The sequence below is a fragment of the Legionella impletisoli genome, assembly GCF_900639875.1.
Lineage (GTDB): Bacteria > Pseudomonadota > Gammaproteobacteria > Legionellales > Legionellaceae > Legionella_A > Legionella_A impletisoli.
Genome location: NZ_CAAAIA010000005.1, coordinates 173,853 through 192,564, shown reverse-complemented (window position 1 = coordinate 192,564; position 18,712 = coordinate 173,853). Strand labels below are relative to the sequence as shown.

The window sequence follows — 18,712 nt, the reverse complement described above, 5'->3', positions numbered from 1 at the left end:
TTCTATTCGGCATCACATACGGCCTGTTACGTCAAATAAGGTATAAGCTAAGGTAATGGTTTTAACCCGCTCTGGTAAATCCGTATCCACATGAAATAGCAAGGGCATATCCATGGCTTCATGACCATTCAGCGTTTGTTGGGTAAAACAAAAACATTCGGTTTTTTTTAAATATTTTGCAGCAATCCCTGGAGTGACACTGGGTATCGCTTGCACCGTCATGCGATGATTTGTTTTATTTTCAGCATAAAACGACAGCTTAGCAATTTCGCCAGGATGCACTCGTAATTTGTGCACCTTGGGATAAAAATCCCAAGGTATCCCGCTGTTATTGGTTGCAACAAATTCAACCAAAACTTCACGCTCTTTCTGAATCGTTATATGGCTATCATATGCCACCGCTTCCGGGTTTGTTTTGCCATTGATATTCAACGCTTTGCAAAGACTGTTGTAAATAGGTACCAGTGCAAATCCAAACCCAAACATTCCAACCACAATGGCAAATAACGTCACTAATAATCTGGTATGTGATTTTACAGCCATTTGATACTCAGTGGATTTTAGGTGGCGTTGAGAAGCTGTGATAAGGTGGAGGAGACGATAAGGTCCACTCTAAACCATGAGCACCTTCCCAAACTTTAGCATCCACTTTCGGACCATGACGACGTGCGGTTTGAATGACGTTAAATAAAAACAATAACTGCGATAAACCAAAGGCAAAAGCACCAACCGTGACGATCATGTTAAAGTTTGTAAACTGCAAGGCATAATCAGGTATTCGACGAGGCATTCCGGCCAACCCTAAAAAGTGCATGGGGAAAAACAACAAGTTTACTGAAATAACCGATAACCAGAAATGCCATTTACCCATGGTTTCATTGTACATATGCCCAGTCCACTTTGGCAGCCAATAATAAACGGCGCCTAATAGTGCAAAAATTACCCCAGGGACAAGAACATAGTGGAAATGGCCAACAACAAAGTAGGTATCCTGATATTGATAATCTGCGGGCACAAGAGAGAGCATAAGGCCGGTGAACCCACCTATGGTAAATAAAAACACAAAGGCCACAGCAAAGAGCATGGGTGTTTCGAAGGTCATCGAGCCTTTAAACATAGTTCCCACCCAGTTGAATACTTTAATTCCTGTTGGTACAGCAATCAGCATGGTGGCATACATAAAAAATAGCTCTGCACCTAAAGGAATACCGGTAGTAAACATATGATGCGCCCACACAATAAAGGAGAGTAACGCAATGCTAATGGTTGCATACACCATAAAGTGATAACCAAACAGCGGCTTACGACTGAAGGTTGGAATGATTTCAGAAACAACCCCAAATGCAGGGAGAACTAATACATATACTTCAGGATGACCGAAAAACCAGAATACATGCTGGAATAAAATGGGGTCACCGCCACCCGCTGCTTCAAAGAAACTGGTGCCAAAGTGACGATCGGCTAACATCATGGTCACAGCCCCTGCAAGTACCGGCATAATTGCTATCAACAAAAATGCAGTAATGAGCCAGGTCCAAACGAACATCGGTAGCCGCATCATGGTCATACCAGGCGCGCGCATGTTAAGAATGGTGGCAATAATATTGATGGAGCCCATAATCGATGAAAGTCCCATCATGTGCACAGAGAAAATCATAAAATCTGTGCTGGGAGGGGCATAACGAGTTGATAAAGGCGCATACATGGTCCAACCAAAGTTAGGCCCACCACCACTATGAAACAGTGTTGAACCCAAAAGCCCAAAGGCAAAGGGCAAAATCCAAAAGCTCCAGTTGTTAAGTCGAGGTAATGCCATATCTGGGGCACCAATCATCATGGGAATTTGCCAATTGGCTAACCCCGTAAATGCAGGCATGACAACCCCAAAGAGCATGATTAACCCATGCATGGTGGTCATTTGATTAAAGAAATTCGGATCAACCAGCAATTTACCAGGTTGAAACAACTCTGCACGAATGACTAACGCCATGGCGCCGCCTACAAAAAAACTTATCATAGCAAGCCATAGATACAGCGTACCAATGTCTTTGTGGTTGGTTGTAAAAAGCCAACGCTTGATAAAACCGATTACCCCTTTGCCTTGTTCAGGCCCATGATGTTCATGTTCATCATCATGTGTTAGCACTTGGCTCATCTTAAACCTCCAACTTGAGCTTTTTTAACCATTTTGGGTTGAATATTTTCACCCTGCCGAACTTTAGCAACTTCAGCGGGCTGAATAATGTCGTCTGTGTTGTTGCCCCACGCATTGCGTTCATAAGTCACAATGGCAGCAATTTCTTCATCAGTAAATTGGGCTTTATACGGCTGCATAGCCGTTCCTGGAACGCCATCTAATATGATGCTAATGTGTCTTGAAATCGGATTTCCTACGGCGACCGAGCTGCCTTTTAAAGCAGGGTACATCGGTGGCAAGCCGGTACCATCTGGTTTGTGACAAGCTGAACAAATTAAATCGTATTTTTCTTTACCAAGCTTCATTAATTCAGCTCGAGTCATGTCGCGTTGCTCAGCGGGCTTATCCTCGGTGTCTTTGTATTTTTCTTCCACTTTGGTTTGTTGATTAACCCACTGTTCAAACTCTTCTTCGTTCACTGCCCGAACCACAATAGGCATGTAAGCATGGTTAATGCCGCAAAGCTCAGCACATTGACCACGATACACACCAGGTTTTTCAATTCGTGCCCATGCTTCATGCATAAACCCAGGTATGGCGTCTCTTTTGACACCTAGTTCAGGTACCCACCAAGAATGAACGACGTCGTTTGAAGTCACTAGAAAACGAATTTTTCTATGAGTGGGCACAACCACTTCACGATCGACTTCTAATAAATACCATTCTCCTTTGGGCTCTTCATTGGCGATTTGTGCATAAGGGGTAGATAAATTACTGAAATAGCTAATACCTTGATCTAAATACTCGTATTGCCATTTCCACTGATGCCCAACGACTTTAATTGTCACATCCGATTCAGCATTGTCTTCTAAACGAACCAGAACTTTCGTAGCTGGAATAGCAAGTCCAAATAAAATTAAAAAAGGAATCACAGTCCATACAATTTCTAGCCGGGTGTTATCATGAAAAGTCGCGGGTGTATATCCTTTAGATTTACGGTGATGAATTAATGCATAAAGCATCACCCCAAATACAACGACCCCAATAATGGCGCAGATGACAATCGCCACCATGTGAATATCATACATATCATGGCTTAATGGAGTCACCCCTTTATGCATGTTCATTTGCCATGGATCGGCCGCGGCCCATAAACCATGGCTAACCAGAGTCGCACAAAGCATGAAAACTGTTTTGTAGACGTTTAACCTCTTTAGCATTCCCGCCCCTTACAAATAATCGTGTTTTATTAAATAGTTATACTTTACTCGCCATGTTTTAAAATTATGCAAAATGATTCGTAAAGTATTTTTGCTCACTTGTTTAAAATGGGTAGACTTTAGTTAATCACCATAACGAATAATTACCTTCCGTTTTGGATTGACTGACGATGTATTTTATCGCCTCAATCACTTCGCCGGTCGTGCAATGTTTACAACCACCATTGACTGGATGCTCTTTTCCGCTGATGGTATTTTGGATCAATACATCAAAGTTTTGTGCAATTAATGGCTTCCATACTTCCTGATCGCCAATCTTAGGTGCACCCATTTTCCCTTCATCATGGCAAGCTGCGCAGGCTTCTTTATAGATGATTTTCCCATCGGGCTTATGTTGACTGACGCCTCCTGATTTCAGATCAAGCCATTCTGAGCGAGATAAGGATTTATTCAGTAAATAATCCACAGCAGACATCACGTCCTCATCAGAGCAGGTTACACAAGCTCCTCTCGGAGGCATACTGTTATAGCCATGAATGGCGTGGCGATAAAGGCCCGATAGACCGCTGTTTTTAAGTCGCATCGTCCAGCCGGCGCCATTGCCAATTAAAGGAGCACCCATCTTGCCGTCTTGATGACAAATGATGCAGGTGTTCACATACACTTGCTTACCACGTTTCAATGTGGGTTGCTTATGAGTGGGTGCGAGGCCTAAAGGTTCTTCGCTGACCACGGTTTTCAAATATTCAGCGATGGCTAATTGGTCTTCTTCCGTAAGATAACTTAAACTGTTATGGTTCACTTCTGCCATGGGGCCTGCAACAGGGCCTGCCATATTGATTAATTCCCCTTTAATAAATACATCAGCAACATCGTATCGGTTTGCTCCTTGTAAGCCCCATTTCGTAATGTTAGGCGCCCAATATCCATCAATAAAAGCACCCGTTAAATAAAATCGGTGCTTGGGAGAGCCTAGGAAATTTAATGGGGTGTGGCACATGCTACAGTGGCCTAAACCATCTACAATGTACTTTCCACGGTTCCAAGCTGGGGTTTGTTCTGGGTTGTATTCAAATTTTTGGTTGGGGAAGAAGAACAGTAAATTCCAGCCCCACATCCCAAGACTTGCGCCTGGCATACTGAATGGAAAAGGCTGCTTTTTGTTAGGAAGATTTACGGCCGGTATGTTCATGAAATAATAATATAAGGCCCTGGCATCATCATCGGTAATGTTTGCAAAGTAAACGTAAGGGAACACAGGAAAGTAATTTCGCCCCTTAGGATCGCGACCATGTTTAACGGCACGAATGAAATCTTCCTCACTCCATTTCCCAATTCCTGTTTCTTTGTCGGGCGTAATATTTAAGCTATAAATCGTTCCAAAAGGTGTATCAATGGGTAACCCGCCTGCATAAGGAGGCGTGCCAGCCTTCACGTTCGTATGGCATGAAATACAATCGCCGAGCTTAGCTAAGTATTCACCACGTTTGATTAACTTTTCCTTTTCACCGGTTGCTGGCTTGGTTTCAGGGTAGACTGGGTAATAACCATCAATTAATGGATTCGTCCATCGAAAGCCATCTTTTTTATCCGAATCGTTAGCGGGTTTACTCGATTCGTTCACCGTTTGATTGGATTCATTCACAGCGTTGTTTTCAGCAGCATAAAGCGATGGAGAACATACACATAATGCAGAAGCCACATAGATTGCTAATGCATTGGTTTTTAACAAAGAGCCCACGCTCCCTCCTTAAACTCACAAAACTTGGGTAATCATTGGCAGGACAAACAAATTGAGCATTTTATACTGCGTCAGCGGTAACATGCAATCTTGTTAGAACGACTAATGTGATGAAAAGAGAAATCGAGGAAAACGTTAGATATTTACAAACCACGGTGAACAAATTATAATCAGAAGTTCATTTTTTTAGCCTATTAAATCCCATAGGCCTTATATTCCGTTGATAGTGAATAAGGTAGACGTGTGCAAACATCTCGAACAGCGCAATTTTTATTGTACCATAAGCAAAGTGATCAGCTCTTAGATGTTGTTACTGAAGTGGAGCCGCAACACTTAGGAGGCGGTAGCTCTGCTAACGTATGGACGTTGCAAAGTCAGTCAGGATTAGACTGGGTTGTTAAACGGGAGCGACTTGTTTCGAGTGTTTATTATAAACGTATACTTTTCTTCAATGAAAGCAAATTTTTTCGCGAAGTTTATGGCAAACACAGTGCATTTTACTTCCGATCAGCTGATGATGGCAGCGAGCCAAGCCAAGTGGTGATGAGGCGTTTGCCAGGTAAGGAATTATCTAATAATGAAACCGAATTAACAACGCCGGAAGATTTTGTCAATGCAATACTCGCCGTACTTTACAGCATAAAAAATCTTCATAAAAAGGGAGTCGTGCATGGGGACATTAAAGGGGACAATATTAACCTCCATCGTCAACCCGATGGACGTTTTGCTGCCTACCCGATTGATTTTGGTTTTTCCCAATTTGTTGGCCAATTCACGATAGGAGGGTATGCTGATTACATGCCTACCGAGCTTAAACAACGCATCCCCGCAGATTTTTGGCAAGACAGTTATATGCTGTGTGATCTTATGAATCGCTTTGTGGATCATTACATTTTCAAAAAAAATTATCATCATTTAAAGCCATTAGGCGAATTTATTTGTGATAATTTTTTCTCTATGAGATTTATGACGGGTGAACTCCAGTATAGTGTTGATGGGATGATTCAGTTATGGACGGATTATGCCCTTCATCATAACCTTACGATTGCTGTCGTTGAAGAACCAATCAATGCTTTAAGTGCTGAGATGGAGCAAGAAGCAGCACGGTATTTAAAATCGTCTTTTTTTGAACAATCATTAGAAAGAATTAAGCGCGCATGTCAGTGGTTGAGTCAATATTTAAGCGCTGATGAACTTAAAGAGGTAACCGACTTTATTGAAATGGCGAGAACGCTGACTGATTTACAAGTCGCTATTTTAAAATTATTGACCCTCTCTTCTGAATTATCCGAGCAGCCTTCTTTGAAGTGCCCAAGAATGAGTTTTTTTAAAGAAAAGCATGCTAAATCAGTACTCGATCGCCTATTAGAAATGTTACCCCGCGAGCTCTTGCCCATAAACCTTGAGTTTTTAGCGAAACCACCCATAGCTCCTGGAGTTGATTCATGCCTATCTTTTTAAGTGGCTTAGCTTTGGGCTTGTCCTTAATTATGGCGCTAGGTCCACAAAATATTTTTTTGATTCGGCAGGGAGCTTTGCGAACGCATGCAGTTTTATCAGCCATTACTTGCTTTTTTTGTGATGTGGTATTGGTTACTTTTAGTGTCGTTGGTTTGCATCATGTCCTAGAACATCATCCAGGCGTTCAAATCTGGATGTCCTGGCTTGGAGGCCTATTTCTCTTATTCTATGGCGGTCGCTCCTTAATCTCTGCAATAAAGCCTGGTGCTTCTAAGCTGAAATTAAGTCCTCAACCTTTAAGTCGTACAAAAATTATATTTCTTGCTTTGGGATTTAGCTTACTCAATCCACACGCCATTATTGACTCTTTGGTCTTAATTGGCGGAGGAAGCAGCCAATATCCGGATCATCCCAATCTTTTCTTAATGGGTGTGATTGCGTCGAGCTTAGTTTGGTTTACTACATTAACTTGCTTAGCCTATTTTTTTTCAGAGCGTTTAACGCAGGCCAAAATATGGCGAAGAGTTGAAGGGGTGAGTGGAGTGATTATGATTTACCTGGCGTTCAAACTGACGCTGTTATAAGAAAGGGCCAATCAGTGTGTCGCCAATTGACCCAGTGGAATGACACATAGCAAGTCCAACCTCGCGATGAAACTATCTCATAAAGGCTAATCCGTGTCAATGTAAAGCAAAGCTTGTCTCTTTATTCAGTCGTTTCAATCCATTGCTGCTCCTATACGAGTTGCTCATAAAGCATGTTTAATTTAAACTCAAACTTTATAAAAAATGGTTTTTTCTATGTTTTATGGCACTTCAGTTAAAGATACGCGGCAGATGTTTTTTACCAGTTGGAAAAAATATCGAAACCAAGAATCACTTTCATCGGTAGAAAAGCAGGTTGTAGCAGTCATTCTGGATCATCCTGAATATCATACCCTTCTTGAGCAATCGTCCCTGGAATCTGAGCATGTGTTTTATCCAGAGCTAGGACAAACAAATCCCTTTTTACATATGGGGCTTCATTTAGCAGTTCGTGATCAAGTCACAACCGATCGCCCCAATGGGATTCGTTCCATTTTTCAAACACTCGTTCAAAAACATCATGATCCACTTTGTGTTGAGCATAAAATGATGGATTGCTTCGCAGAGACATTATGGTTAGCAGAGCGTCATCAATGCATGCCGGATGTATCGCACTATTTAAGTCTTTGTAAACGTCTTTTAGCTACTTCCCTATTCTAAGATGTTACAATTCGACTTATAGTAGGAGAGTATTTTTTTGATGCGTTTTCAATTTATGGAGATATCTATGAAGCGACTCTTTCTATTATTCTTGGCGTTCATTTCCTTTTCTACCTGGACGTATGCAGATACACCTGAAGCCAATGGCTCACAAGCTCCCGCGGCAGCCAGTAATAACACCGCGACTTCTTCGGACTCAGAAATGAATAATTCAAAGGCAACGGATGAAGCCGATGATCAACAGGACGATGAAGATGGCGATGAGCATGATAGCGATGAAGATGATCCAGCCCAGGACCCTGATCCCGAAGCGGATGTTGGTACACCTTCTTCTCAACCAAGTTAACCACATTCTCTGATTTGAAAGTCTGTAAAACCAAACAGACTTTCAAATTACGACGCTTCATCTAAGATACGTTTCTTTAATTGACTTCTCCATTTTCTTCTCCACGAGGGTCAAGCTCAAATAAAATGGGTGAAGTTTGTGGCATGGAGACAAAATTTTCTTCTTGGGGTAAAGCCGGTTTTTGAGCTTTTCTAAGGATTAAAATGGGGATGGCCATGGCGCAAACGGTTATGAAATACACAAATAGACCCCGCTCACCAAAAAATTCAATAAACGCTGGGGCAATTAATGGGCCCACCATAGCTCCAATGCTATACATCAGCAATAGACTTTGTGTTCCTGCAACTAAATCGGTTGTATCTAGCGCTTCACAAGCTTGAGTGATACTGATGGGATAGAGTGTAAAGGTTAATCCACCAAAACATACCATGAGTAAAAAAAATAACCAGCCTATTTGATGATTAATTAAAAGAATAGCGAGTGAGGTCAAAATGGCTGCAGAAGAAATCACGATTAACACCAGGCGCCGCTCAAAAATATCCGAGAGCTTACCGACAGGATATTGCAGGAGCATACCACCTATAATAATGGCAAACATATACTTTGCTACAGCGGCATTGGAATGAAATGCCTGACTTAAAAAAGAAGGCATCAGGCCATAAGTACTCCCCATAATTAAACCTGAAATAAAACACCCGAGTACTCCTGAAGCCGATATACTAATGAGCTTCTTAAAACTTAAGGTCGATGGCTCGTCGTATTGTGGTGAACGCACATGCGTCATCGATAAGGGAATAATAGACAAAGAGCAAAGCATGGAGGTAATGGAAAATAATAACATGGTTTGAGGGTCACCGAGGTTTAAGAAAAACTGCCCCAAGCTTTGTCCAGCATAAAAGGTTATCATGTATAAAGCTAATACTTGGCCCCGATTTACGGTAGTACTTTTACAAAGTAACCAGCTTTCAATGACTACAAAAAGCCCAGCACTCGCAAACCCCGCAATAAAACGCAACACCATCCAGAACCACGGGTTATAAAATAGGCCATGCAGAAGACACGTGATAGCTAAGGTAGATGAAAATGCTGAAAAAGCACGGATATGACCAACGCGTGTGATAAATCGCTCAATGCGAAATGAGCCCGACACTAATCCCGCGTAAAAGACCCCAGTTAAAGCACCTATCATAATGGGTGACGCCCCATTTAAGGTCATTACGAGCGCAAGCAACGTAGAAAAAAATCCCGCTCCTAAAATAAACAAAAATAAGCTCAGCAAAGGTGCAAACGTTTCAGCAATGACTTGTAACATAATCTTCTCAATTCAAACCTAGTACAGTGTACTAGCCTATTTCCCATCGGCTATTTTAACATGCAATCTTAAAGTTTTCTTAATACTACTGTAGTGGCTACAGGTCATATTTACTAAGTGGCTACAGCATATTTCTTATTTCCCACGCTTTATGCGGGGGAAGTAGGGATCTTACGACATCAAGACAATGCTCAATACAATGGACAAGGTCTTTTTGTCTAAAAACTGATTTTTATTACGGAATCAGTTAAGATAAACTACTTTATTTTGATTCTATTTAAGCCGTCATGAGCGAACAGCAAAAAAAAACTCACTTTGGTTATCAAACCGTAGCATGGGAAGAAAAAGAAAAAAAGGTTGGCGAAGTATTTAAGTCTGTGGCAAACCGCTATGACTTAATGAATGATCTTATGTCACTTGGGATTCATCGCTTATGGAAACGGTTTACTGTTGAATTGAGCCAAGTCCATGCCGGGCATTCGGTATTGGATTTAGCCGGAGGTACAGGCGATTTAACGCGCTTATTTTTAAAGCGTGTAGGTGAAACAGGGCGAGTTGTTTTAGCCGACATTAATGCCTCTATGCTTGAAGTTGGGCGCGATAGATTGCTTGATGAGGGCGTGTCTTTGAATCTGGATGTGGTGCAAGCGAATGCGGAATCATTGCCTTTTTCTGATGATTCCTTTCACTGTATTACGATTGCTTTCGGTCTTAGAAATGTAACCGACAAAGCGGCTGCCCTTCGTTCTATGTATCGCGTATGCAAACTTGGCGGCCAAGTGATGGTTTTAGAGTTTTCTTCTCCTACACTCCCTGGCCTAAAGCCTGTATACGACTGGTATTCATTTAATATTTTGCCTAAATTGGGACAATTATTGGTGAACGATGCTTCAAGCTATCAATACCTCGCTGAGTCAATTCGTATGCATCCTAATCAAACGGATTTAAAGGAAATGATGGAAGCGGCTGGCTTTGAAGACTGTCGGTATTATAACCTGACAGGAGGGATCGTTGCCTTGCATATGGCCTATAAATATTGAGAAAACCATGATTAAGATGTATACCCTTAAAGCATTGCAAAAAGCAATAAACCACGCTTTATCGCTGGATGAAGCCAGTGCCGCTCGCATCCATGCCTTACAAGGTAAAGTGTTGAAAGTAGTGATTAATCCGTTAAAGGTCAATTTTTATATCTCTTTTTCAGCGACCATGTTGCAATTGCATGATTATCCGCCTGGCGAGATAAATACGACCATTGAAAGTAGCCCTCTTGGTCTGATTCGCTTAAGCGTGCTGCCGGCTTCAAAAGTACGCTCACTATTTAATGATCAAATTAAAATTACGGGCGATACCGAACTTGGTCAACGCGTTAAGCAATTATTTGATGAGCTTGACATTGATTGGGAAGGTCATTTAGCCCATTTTACTGGGGATGTCGTTGCTCACCAGTTGGGTTCTTTTTTTCGCAAAGGCCAGGAGTTCACCGCCTATTTTAGTTCCTCCATGCAGCAAAATTTAACGGAATACTTACAAGAAGAAATACAATGGTTTCCTCCGGCAGAAGAAGTCGAAGATTTTTGTAAAGATGTGGATGAGTTACTCTTGGATGTCGAGCGGCTAACCGCACAAGTCAACCAACTAATGGCGAACCATGAAACAGATTAAACAAGCGCTTCGTGTTATAAAAATTAATTATATTCTCGCTAAAAATGGCTTGGATCAAGTGGTGGTTAGTATCCCTCTTTTTGCGCCATTGAGTTTTATTGTGTACTTAAATCCCTGGAATTGGTTTCGAAAAAAGAAGTTAACCCGCGGCGAAGCCCTTCGAAAAACCTTAGAAGAATTGGGGCCTATTTTTGTTAAATTTGGTCAGGCGCTATCCACACGTCCAGATATATTACCAGTAGATATTGCCCTTGAGCTGGCAAAGCTTCAGGACAAAGTCCCTCCTTTTCCCAGTGATTCAGCTTTAGCGATTATTGAGGCCACCTTTGGCCTTCCAGCATCCGAATTATTCAAAACCTTTGATGAGCACGTGCTTGCTTCAGCTTCCATCGCACAGGTTCATGCCGCTACATTAAAAAGCGGCGAAGACGTCGTGGTAAAAATACTGCGCCCTGGTATTAAACCTATCATCGAGCAGGACTTAGGGATTCTTCATTTTATAGCGAAATTGGCCGATCGCTATTGGGAAGAAAGCAATCGCTATAAACCCAAAGAAATCGTCAATGAATTTGAACGAAATCTGCTTAATGAATTGAATCTGCAACGAGAGGCTGCAAATGCTGCTCAATTGCGGCGAAATTTTCAAAACTCCCACTTGTTATACATCCCTGAAGTGTATTGGGACTACGTACGTGAAAACGTGCTCGTTATGGAACGAATTTATGGTATTCCAGTTACCGATATCGCCACGTTAAAAAAATACAATGTCAATTTGAAAAAATTAGCTGAACGCGGGGTGGAAATATTTTTTACTCAAGTGTTTCGTGATTGTTTTTTTCATGCCGACATGCACCCAGGGAATATTTTTATCTCCTTTCATAATCCACAAGATCCCAAGTACATTTGCATTGATTTTGGAATTGTAGGGACGTTGGATGAACAAGACAAAAATTACCTGGCACAAAATTTATTAGCCTTTTTTAATCGTGATTATCATCGCGTGGCTGAGCTTCACGTTGAATCTGGCTGGGTAGCTCGTGATACTCGAGTACATGAGTTTGAAAGCGATATTCGTATGGTTTGTGAGCCTATTTTTGAAAAGCCTTTAAAAGATATTTCCTTTGCATTAGTGGTATTGCAATTATTCCAGGTTGCCCGACGATTTCACATGGAGGTACAACCACAACTTGTTTTACTGCAAAAAACTTTATTAGCCATTGAGGGTTTAGGGAGGCAGCTATATCCTGGGCTTGATTTATGGGCAACCGCAAAACCCTTCTTAGAAGACTGGGTTCAAAAGCAGCTTGGGCCGAAGGCGCTTTTGGGGCACATTAAAAACAACTGGCCATTTTTTGTTGAGCAGCTGCCGTATATGCCACGCTTATTAAATGACGTGCTTTTATTAAACAAAAAGTTAAACCGAAAGCTTCTGGAACAAGAGAATGAACAGGATGTGAAATACAGTCATAGCGCTGCTTGGTATAAAGGATTAGGAATGGGGGTCTTTATCGCGATGCTTTTGTTTGGCATAACCTATTATTTGGATTGGCTGCCTGATGAACAAATTGTACCCGTCGCTCTTGGCGCTGCGCTTGGTGGAGGAGTTGTAGCATTCATGAATCGAAAACGCTATTCTAAAAAAACAAGACGCTTACTGGAGTATTAAGGACTTCTGAGGAATTCTATCAACGTTTAGCTCGTATAGCTTATTATCAAAAGTCCGAGGCCATAGGAGAAATCATGGGATTAAGTGGGATCAGTCCGCTGTCGTTGGTATTAATTTTACTGATTGTCGTCGCGTTATTTGGCACGAATAAACTCAAAAGCTTAGGCTCTGATTTGGGGGCGGCGCTTAAAAATTTTCGGCGCGAATTACACGATGATGAACAGAAAAAAGAATGAGTATCGCTGAGTTATTTTTAATCTTAGTTGTGGCCTTGCTTGCATTTAGCCCTTCTAAGTTGCCCATGCTTGCCCATCATTTGGCAAGACTCTATAAATTTGTCAGCCGTCTACAACATCAATTCTCTCAATTGATCCAATCTCAGCTCAATGAACATCAGTTGCATGAAAACATGAAAAAAGCAGATAAGGCAGACAGCGAATATCAAAAACATTCTGAAAAGCCATCGGATTAATTTAACGAACGACTGGAGTCTGAAGCGGGTTTTGCAAACCAACGAGCGCCCAAAATTCCCAATTCATATAGTAAACATAAAGGAACTGCCAATAACACCTGGGATAAAACGTCAGGTGGTGTCAGTAACATACCTATTATAAATGCCATAACGATGATATAAGGACGCATACTTTTTAGGGTGTCTAGGGTAACGATGTTTAAATGCACAAGCAGAGTACAAACCAAAGGAACCTGAAATGAAATCCCAAAGAGTACAAGCATTCGAGAAATAAAATCAATTGCATTCGACATATCAGGCATATATCGGACCCCTTCAGGTACTGTTTGTGCAAAAAATTGTAAAATAAACGGTAAGACAATATAAAAACAAAACATCATGCCAAGACCAAATAAAATAACGCTAAAGAGTGTAATGTATTTAATGCTCAGTCGTTCATGCTGATAGAGTCCAGGTGCAACAAAGTGCCAAAGTTGTAACAAGACAAATGGCGTGGTGAGTAATAAAGATGCATCAAATGCTAGTTGTAACGGTGTAATAAGTGGGGAGGTAATGTGTGTTGCGAGGAGAGAACTGCCCGGTTGTAAAGACAATACTAAGGGGGATACCACAAAAAGAAACAATTTATCGCTGCACATAAAACAAATTAAAAAAAAGACCGCAAAGACAATTAGAGTCAAGGTCGCTCTTTGCCTTAATTCAATTAGGTGAATTAGCATTATCGGTGTATTTTTATCATCATCTTTCATTATGTACTCGTAATCTTTATATACTCATAATCTTTCAAAATGCGAGATTACAGGTATATACTTCATGCCTAACTTTAAAAAATTATTCTTTCATGCAACATCGACCTCGTAAACGTTTTGGCCAGAATTTTTTGCAAAGCCCCCATGTGATCATGGCCATTATTCAAGCTATTAATCCTAAACCTGATGATATCGTGGTTGAAATCGGACCTGGGCAAGGTGCTTTAACCAGGCCACTCTTACAGCGCTTAAACGCCTTAACAGCCATCGAAATTGATCGCGATCTCCAACCTTTCTTGAAGGCTTTGCCTGACGCGTCCAATAAGCTCACTGTGCTGGATAGGGATGCATTATCCGTTGATTTTAGTGAATTAGGAAATGATTTAAGAATTGTTGGTAATTTGCCTTACAACATTTCAACGCCTTTGATCTTACATCTGGTGCAAGATACGTCATCCATTAAAGATATGCATTTTATGCTTCAAAAAGAAGTGGTGGAACGCTTAGCTGCTTCCCCAGGCGGGAAGGATTATGGGCGACTTAGTGTCATGGTACAATATTTTTGTGAGGTGGAGCCGCTATTTGTTGTTCCACCCGAAGTGTTTTTCCCCAAACCAAAGGTGGATTCCGCCGTTGTCCGCTTAACCCCACATACTCATACTCCTTACCCTGAGATTGATTTTAAAAACCTTGAGTCTTTAGTCGCAAAAGCATTTTCAATGCGACGAAAAACATTGGCAAATAACTTAAAACCAATCGTTGACAAAGCATCCCTTATCACCCTTGGAATTGATCCAACACGGAGGCCTGAACAAATATCTATTTCTGAGTATGTTCAAATAGCGAAATTTGTTGCCAAATAGTGTATACTTCGCTCTACTGAATCCGTGAGAGCTTTTTGACTCAATTTTGGCGTTGGAGGTTTGTTTTGTTTCATAGAAATGGTAGAAAAGATAAGCCAAGTAAAGGCAAGCCTTTAAAAGATATGCTTGTTGTTCAAACTCCAGAAGAGCTATTAAAACAGGATAAGCGACAACACTTGCTTAGCTTGATTCAAGGCGCCTTGGAACTCTCTGAAAGTCGTTATGAAACGATGTGCTTAGCGCTGGTCCATAATTTAATCAATCATTGCCAGAGTCTACCTGAAACCGCCAACAGCTATTATTCATTACCTGGCGGTGTTCTCGATTATGCCTTAAATCGTACGGAAGCGGCCATGAATTTATTTCGTGAGTACATCATTCTCGAAGGAGAGCTTTCTGAGGAACAAAAGCTTTGGCTTTATGCTCTCTTTTCAGCGGGCATTTTAAAGGGGATCGGTAAATTGCAAATTGATTATCAAGTGGATTTGTTTGATATCAATGGGCAATCTAATAAAGTCTGGAACCCGTTACTCGAAAGTATTTGTTCGGCAGGAAGTTATTATCATTATCAAATGTTAAGCGAAGAAGATGATGATTTACGTTGCCGCTTGAATTTATTATTGGCCAAAATGTTAATGCCAACGACCGGGTTTTCTTGGATTGCATCTAATCCCGAGGTTTTAAAAGTTTGGCTTGCTTTACTAAACGAAGATTGGCAATCCGCCGGAACCCTAGGTGCGCTTTTAGTCCGTGCAGATGCCATTGCGATTCAGCGATTTATTGTTGATTTTATGGCACTGACCGCGCTTGGGAAAGGTGCGCGAGGTGGTCGGATGAGTACGTTTGTAGACACCTCTCCTGCATCGCTTGTTGAGCGCGAGCGTGCCACTGGCGTACATTTTATCCAATGGCTTATCGAAGCTTTAGAAAAAGGCGAGCTTATGATTAATAAAGCGCCTTTATTTATGGTTCCAGGTGGTATGTTAATGTCTTCTGATTTATACAAGTTATTTGTACGAGAACACCCGGAATATAAAAACTGGCAGGCCGTGCAAAATGGCTTATTAGCCTTGCAATTGCATGAAGTAGGCCCGGATGGTGTTGTAACGTCACGATTTGAGCAAGCGCATACACAACAGATGGTGAGTGGCGTTGTCTTGGAAAATTATGCAGTAGTACTCCCTGAGCGGGTCAAATACCATCATTTAAATACCGGGAAAGTGTCTGAGCTCTCTGCCGTTGAAGTCATTAATAAAGCACAATTTAATCAGCATTTTAATCAGCAATTGGTTGGTGTTAGCGAAACGGCTTTGCAGCATCTCCTAGCGAATGGACAATGGGTGAAAGCAGGAGATACTATGAATACTTTGCAGGCTGGGAGTAAATTCCGTGGCTGATTATGCAATTGGTGATGTCCAAGGATGCTATGATCCGCTCATGCGTTTACTTGAACTTATCCAATTTGATGAACAAACGGATCGATTATGGTTTGCGGGTGATCTAGTCAATCGTGGACCACAGTCCTTGGCTGTTCTAAGATTTGTTAAATCGCTGCCTTCAAAAACACGATTATCTTTAGGTAATCATGACTTACATCTACTGAGCCGGTTATTCTCAGCATCCACTTGGTCCAATAACGATGACACATTAAACGAAATTGAAAAGGCGCATGATGCTGAGACATTAGGTCATTGGTTAAGAAATCAGTCCATTTTATGTTATGACGAAACATTGAATGTCGTCATGACGCATGCAGGGATTGCGCCTATGTGGGATTTAACTCAAGCGATGTCGTTAGCCAAAGAGCTTGAAACTGCGTTGCAAGATGAAGATTTTCATAAATTTTTAGCGCATATGTATGGCAATAAACCTGATCTTTGGTCAGATGAGTTAGTTGGCTATGAACGTTTACGCGTCATTTGTAATTATTTTACTCGCATGCGCTTTTGCGATGAAGATGGTCACTTAATTTTTCATTATAAAGGCACCTTACACGATGCCCCTAAAGAGTTATATCCTTGGTACAATGTGCCTGGCCGCAAGGAAGTATCTGCTGACATTGTATTTGGTCATTGGGCTGCCCTGATGGGTTTGTCACCCAACAAAAAACTTCATCCCATTGATACAGGTTGCTTATGGGGTGGGCAATTAACGGCATTGCGTTTACAGGATAAGAAACGATTTGCAGTACCTGGTATGGCTACATCGGTATGATTTTGAGGTTTATTTTTTACATACTCTGGTTACTATGGTGTGCAATACCCTTGGCCTATGCCCAAGAGATGTTAGTTGAGCTTGAGCACCCGCCTACCAAACTCTTTCAATGGTTACCCAATCCAAGCCAGGAAATTGAACGCGTTGAGCAAGCTGAAAACCGTTTAATCTGTGCAATGCAAAATCCAGAATATATACTCCATCATTGGGTTGCATTGCCAACATCCCCTAGACCTCATGGTAAACAAATACACTTTTTAACGCTAAGAGAGGCTATCCTATTAGCTCTTCGGTACAACCCCAATATTCAAAATGCTGAGCTGGATCGCATTATTCAACGGTACCAATTGCGGCTTGCTTACAATCAATTCGAATTGCAATATGCACTTGCAGGAACGGGACTCATTGAACAAAGCCGTTATAGTGGCGTTGGGACCACCTTCAATAAAACAGCGATTGCAACACCTGAACTCAGTTATAAAAATCGTTATGGTGGTTCTTTATCATTAAAAATGGACAATAATGTTGCAGCTGCGGGCAATTATAATCCCCTTTTAAACTTTACACTGACACAACCTCTTCTCAGAGGATTTGGTCGTGCCGCCAATGAAGCAAATTTAAAAGATGCAATCGATGCCGATTGGTTAAACAAGCTAAATCTTAACCAAGCCGTGATGGATCAAATTACTCAGGTGATTAGTATTTATCGCGCTTTAATTATCAGTGGTCATAACTTAAAAATTCAACAGCAGCAACTTAAAGACGCGCAAAAAACCTATGAAATTAATGAAAAAAGAATTGAGGCCGGGCAACTTGAGCCCACAGCCAATATTCAACAGTCCTATCAGATTGAGTCGTTAAGCTTGATGGTGGAACAAGCCGAAAATGAATTTAGAACCACCACGCAGGATTTATTACAAGCCATAGGTTTGGATCCGGACATGAAGTTAGCCGTACCAAGTGATGTGAGTATCGAGACGCTAAAAATTCCCGATGTAAATGATTCGATTCAACTGGCACTTAAAAATAACACGCAGTATTTAGCACTTAAAATGGCTTTGAAGGCCGATGAACGCGCATTGCACGTGGCGAAAAACCAACAGTTATGGCAGCTCGATGCGACGGCGAATGTGCAAGCAGGAATTATTAATAACGTCGACAACACAACCAATGCACCGAATGGTATATACAATGGGCGTAATATTACTGAGTCTGCGGGGGTTACGTTAACGATTCCGATTAATGATTTAAATCGTCGTAATCAAGTGATTTCAGCCAAAGTGAAGTTGGAAAAAGACAGGCTTAATTTAATCGCTGCTAAACGCGCTTTAATTACGGCTATTAAAAACACCATTACCAATATCGAATCCCAGGCTAAACGGTATCAACTTGCAAAACGGCAAGTTGAATTAGCCGAGCAATCGTATGCTTTGGAAAAAAAGAAACTCGCAGCGGGTATTGCCAGTTCATTGGATGTGCACAATACGCAAAATCAATTGTTGCAGGCTCAAATGGGCTTGATCAACGCAAAAATAGCCTATTTAAACCAGTTATCCGAGCTTCAAAAAATGCTGGGAACCACACTTAAATATTGGGATATAAAACTCAGGTATTGTTAATGA

Annotated in this window: 19 protein-coding genes; 13 read left to right on the top strand and 6 right to left on the bottom strand. The window is 41.3% G+C overall.

Translation table 11 applies throughout. The features are described from left to right. Nucleotides 1–12 precede the first annotated feature (12 nt). From E1O41_RS07090 to E1O41_RS07075, 4 genes are all read right to left on the bottom strand, one after another. Complete coding sequence (locus tag E1O41_RS07090; RefSeq protein ID WP_131776618.1) at nt 13–543, bottom strand: cytochrome c oxidase assembly protein; 531 nt, start codon at nt 541–543, stop codon at nt 13–15. Between the two features lie 7 nt (nt 544–550). Then, nucleotides 551–2,155, bottom strand: coding sequence for a cytochrome c oxidase subunit I (gene ctaD / locus E1O41_RS07085; protein WP_131776617.1), 1,605 nt, complete (start codon nt 2,153–2,155; stop codon nt 551–553). Further along, nucleotides 2,152–3,357 carry a cytochrome c oxidase subunit II gene (coxB, locus tag E1O41_RS07080; RefSeq protein ID WP_131776616.1) on the bottom strand — a complete coding sequence of 402 codons (1,206 nt, stop codon included), beginning with the start codon at nt 3,355–3,357 and terminating at the stop codon, nt 2,152–2,154. The genes ctaD and coxB overlap by 4 nt, the downstream gene beginning before the upstream one ends. A 127-nt stretch (nt 3,358–3,484) precedes the next feature. Further along, a complete protein-coding gene (locus E1O41_RS07075; protein WP_229669342.1) occupies nt 3,485–4,912 on the bottom strand; it encodes a c-type cytochrome in 1,428 nt (475 codons plus the stop codon). 429 nt (nt 4,913–5,341) lie between these two features. Between E1O41_RS07075 and E1O41_RS07070 the strand changes: the two genes are divergently transcribed. The 4 genes from E1O41_RS07070 (at nt 5,342) to E1O41_RS07055 (ending at nt 8,149) form a co-directional block, all read left to right on the top strand. Beyond that, complete coding sequence (locus E1O41_RS07070; RefSeq protein ID WP_131776615.1) at nt 5,342–6,559, top strand: protein kinase domain-containing protein; 1,218 nt, start codon at nt 5,342–5,344, stop codon at nt 6,557–6,559. Then, a complete protein-coding gene (locus tag E1O41_RS07065) occupies nt 6,544–7,143 on the top strand; it encodes a LysE/ArgO family amino acid transporter (protein ID WP_131776614.1) in 600 nt (199 codons plus the stop codon). The genes E1O41_RS07070 and E1O41_RS07065 overlap by 16 nt, the downstream gene beginning before the upstream one ends. A gap of 216 nt (nt 7,144–7,359) precedes the next feature. After that, nucleotides 7,360–7,803, top strand: a complete 444-nt coding sequence (locus E1O41_RS07060) for a DUF1841 family protein (protein ID WP_131776613.1) — start codon at nt 7,360–7,362, stop codon at nt 7,801–7,803. A 67-nt stretch (nt 7,804–7,870) separates the two neighbouring features. Continuing rightward, complete coding sequence (locus E1O41_RS07055) at nt 7,871–8,149, top strand: hypothetical protein (protein WP_131776612.1); 279 nt, start codon at nt 7,871–7,873, stop codon at nt 8,147–8,149. A 76-nt stretch (nt 8,150–8,225) separates the two neighbouring features. On the opposite strand, the gene E1O41_RS07050 is transcribed toward E1O41_RS07055, so the two are convergent. Continuing rightward, nucleotides 8,226–9,461: an MFS transporter gene (locus E1O41_RS07050; RefSeq protein WP_131776611.1), complete on the bottom strand. Its 1,236-nt coding sequence runs from the start codon at nt 9,459–9,461 to the stop codon at nt 8,226–8,228. Nucleotides 9,462–9,748: 287 nt separating this feature from the next. On the opposite strand from E1O41_RS07050, the gene ubiE reads away from it, so the two are divergent. The 5 genes from ubiE (at nt 9,749) to E1O41_RS07025 (ending at nt 13,264) form a co-directional block, all read left to right on the top strand. Next, on the top strand, nt 9,749–10,501 hold the full coding sequence (gene ubiE / locus E1O41_RS07045) for a bifunctional demethylmenaquinone methyltransferase/2-methoxy-6-polyprenyl-1,4-benzoquinol methylase UbiE (RefSeq protein WP_131776610.1): 753 nt from the start codon (nt 9,749–9,751) through the stop codon (nt 10,499–10,501). A 7-nt stretch (nt 10,502–10,508) separates the two neighbouring features. Next, a complete protein-coding gene (locus E1O41_RS07040; protein WP_131776609.1) occupies nt 10,509–11,126 on the top strand; it encodes a ubiquinone biosynthesis accessory factor UbiJ in 618 nt (205 codons plus the stop codon). Continuing rightward, nucleotides 11,113–12,792: a ubiquinone biosynthesis regulatory protein kinase UbiB gene (gene ubiB / locus E1O41_RS07035; RefSeq protein WP_131776608.1), complete on the top strand. Its 1,680-nt coding sequence runs from the start codon at nt 11,113–11,115 to the stop codon at nt 12,790–12,792. The genes E1O41_RS07040 and ubiB overlap by 14 nt, the downstream gene beginning before the upstream one ends. A 74-nt stretch (nt 12,793–12,866) precedes the next feature. After that, nucleotides 12,867–13,028, top strand: coding sequence for a twin-arginine translocase TatA/TatE family subunit (gene tatA / locus E1O41_RS07030; RefSeq protein WP_131776607.1), 162 nt, complete (start codon nt 12,867–12,869; stop codon nt 13,026–13,028). Further along, complete coding sequence (locus tag E1O41_RS07025) at nt 13,025–13,264, top strand: Sec-independent protein translocase subunit TatA/TatB (RefSeq protein WP_131776606.1); 240 nt, start codon at nt 13,025–13,027, stop codon at nt 13,262–13,264. The genes tatA and E1O41_RS07025 overlap by 4 nt, the downstream gene beginning before the upstream one ends. Here the strand turns inward: E1O41_RS07025 and tatC are convergent. After that, the gene (gene tatC, locus E1O41_RS07020; protein WP_131776645.1) at nt 13,261–13,983 is read right to left on the bottom strand and encodes a twin-arginine translocase subunit TatC; all 723 of its coding nucleotides are present in this window, start codon (nt 13,981–13,983) and stop codon (nt 13,261–13,263) included. The genes E1O41_RS07025 and tatC overlap by 4 nt on opposite strands. 122 nt (nt 13,984–14,105) lie before the next feature. Between tatC and rsmA the strand changes: the two genes are divergently transcribed. From rsmA to E1O41_RS07000, 4 genes are all read left to right on the top strand, one after another. Continuing rightward, nucleotides 14,106–14,876 (top strand): 16S rRNA (adenine(1518)-N(6)/adenine(1519)-N(6))-dimethyltransferase RsmA, encoded by a 771-nt coding sequence (gene rsmA, locus E1O41_RS07015; protein WP_131776605.1) that lies wholly within the window; start codon nt 14,106–14,108, stop codon nt 14,874–14,876. 65 nt (nt 14,877–14,941) lie between these two features. Continuing rightward, entirely contained in the window at nt 14,942–16,273 is a 1,332-nt protein-coding gene (locus E1O41_RS07010) for a TraI domain-containing protein (RefSeq protein ID WP_229669340.1), read from the top strand. Beyond that, on the top strand, nt 16,266–17,090 hold the full coding sequence (locus E1O41_RS07005) for a symmetrical bis(5'-nucleosyl)-tetraphosphatase (RefSeq protein ID WP_131776604.1): 825 nt from the start codon (nt 16,266–16,268) through the stop codon (nt 17,088–17,090). Before E1O41_RS07010 ends, E1O41_RS07005 begins: the two co-directional genes overlap by 8 nt. A gap of 68 nt (nt 17,091–17,158) precedes the next feature. Then, nucleotides 17,159–18,709 carry a TolC family protein gene (locus E1O41_RS07000; RefSeq protein WP_229669341.1) on the top strand — a complete coding sequence of 517 codons (1,551 nt, stop codon included), beginning with the start codon at nt 17,159–17,161 and terminating at the stop codon, nt 18,707–18,709. The last annotated feature ends 3 nt before the right edge of the window (nt 18,710–18,712 follow it).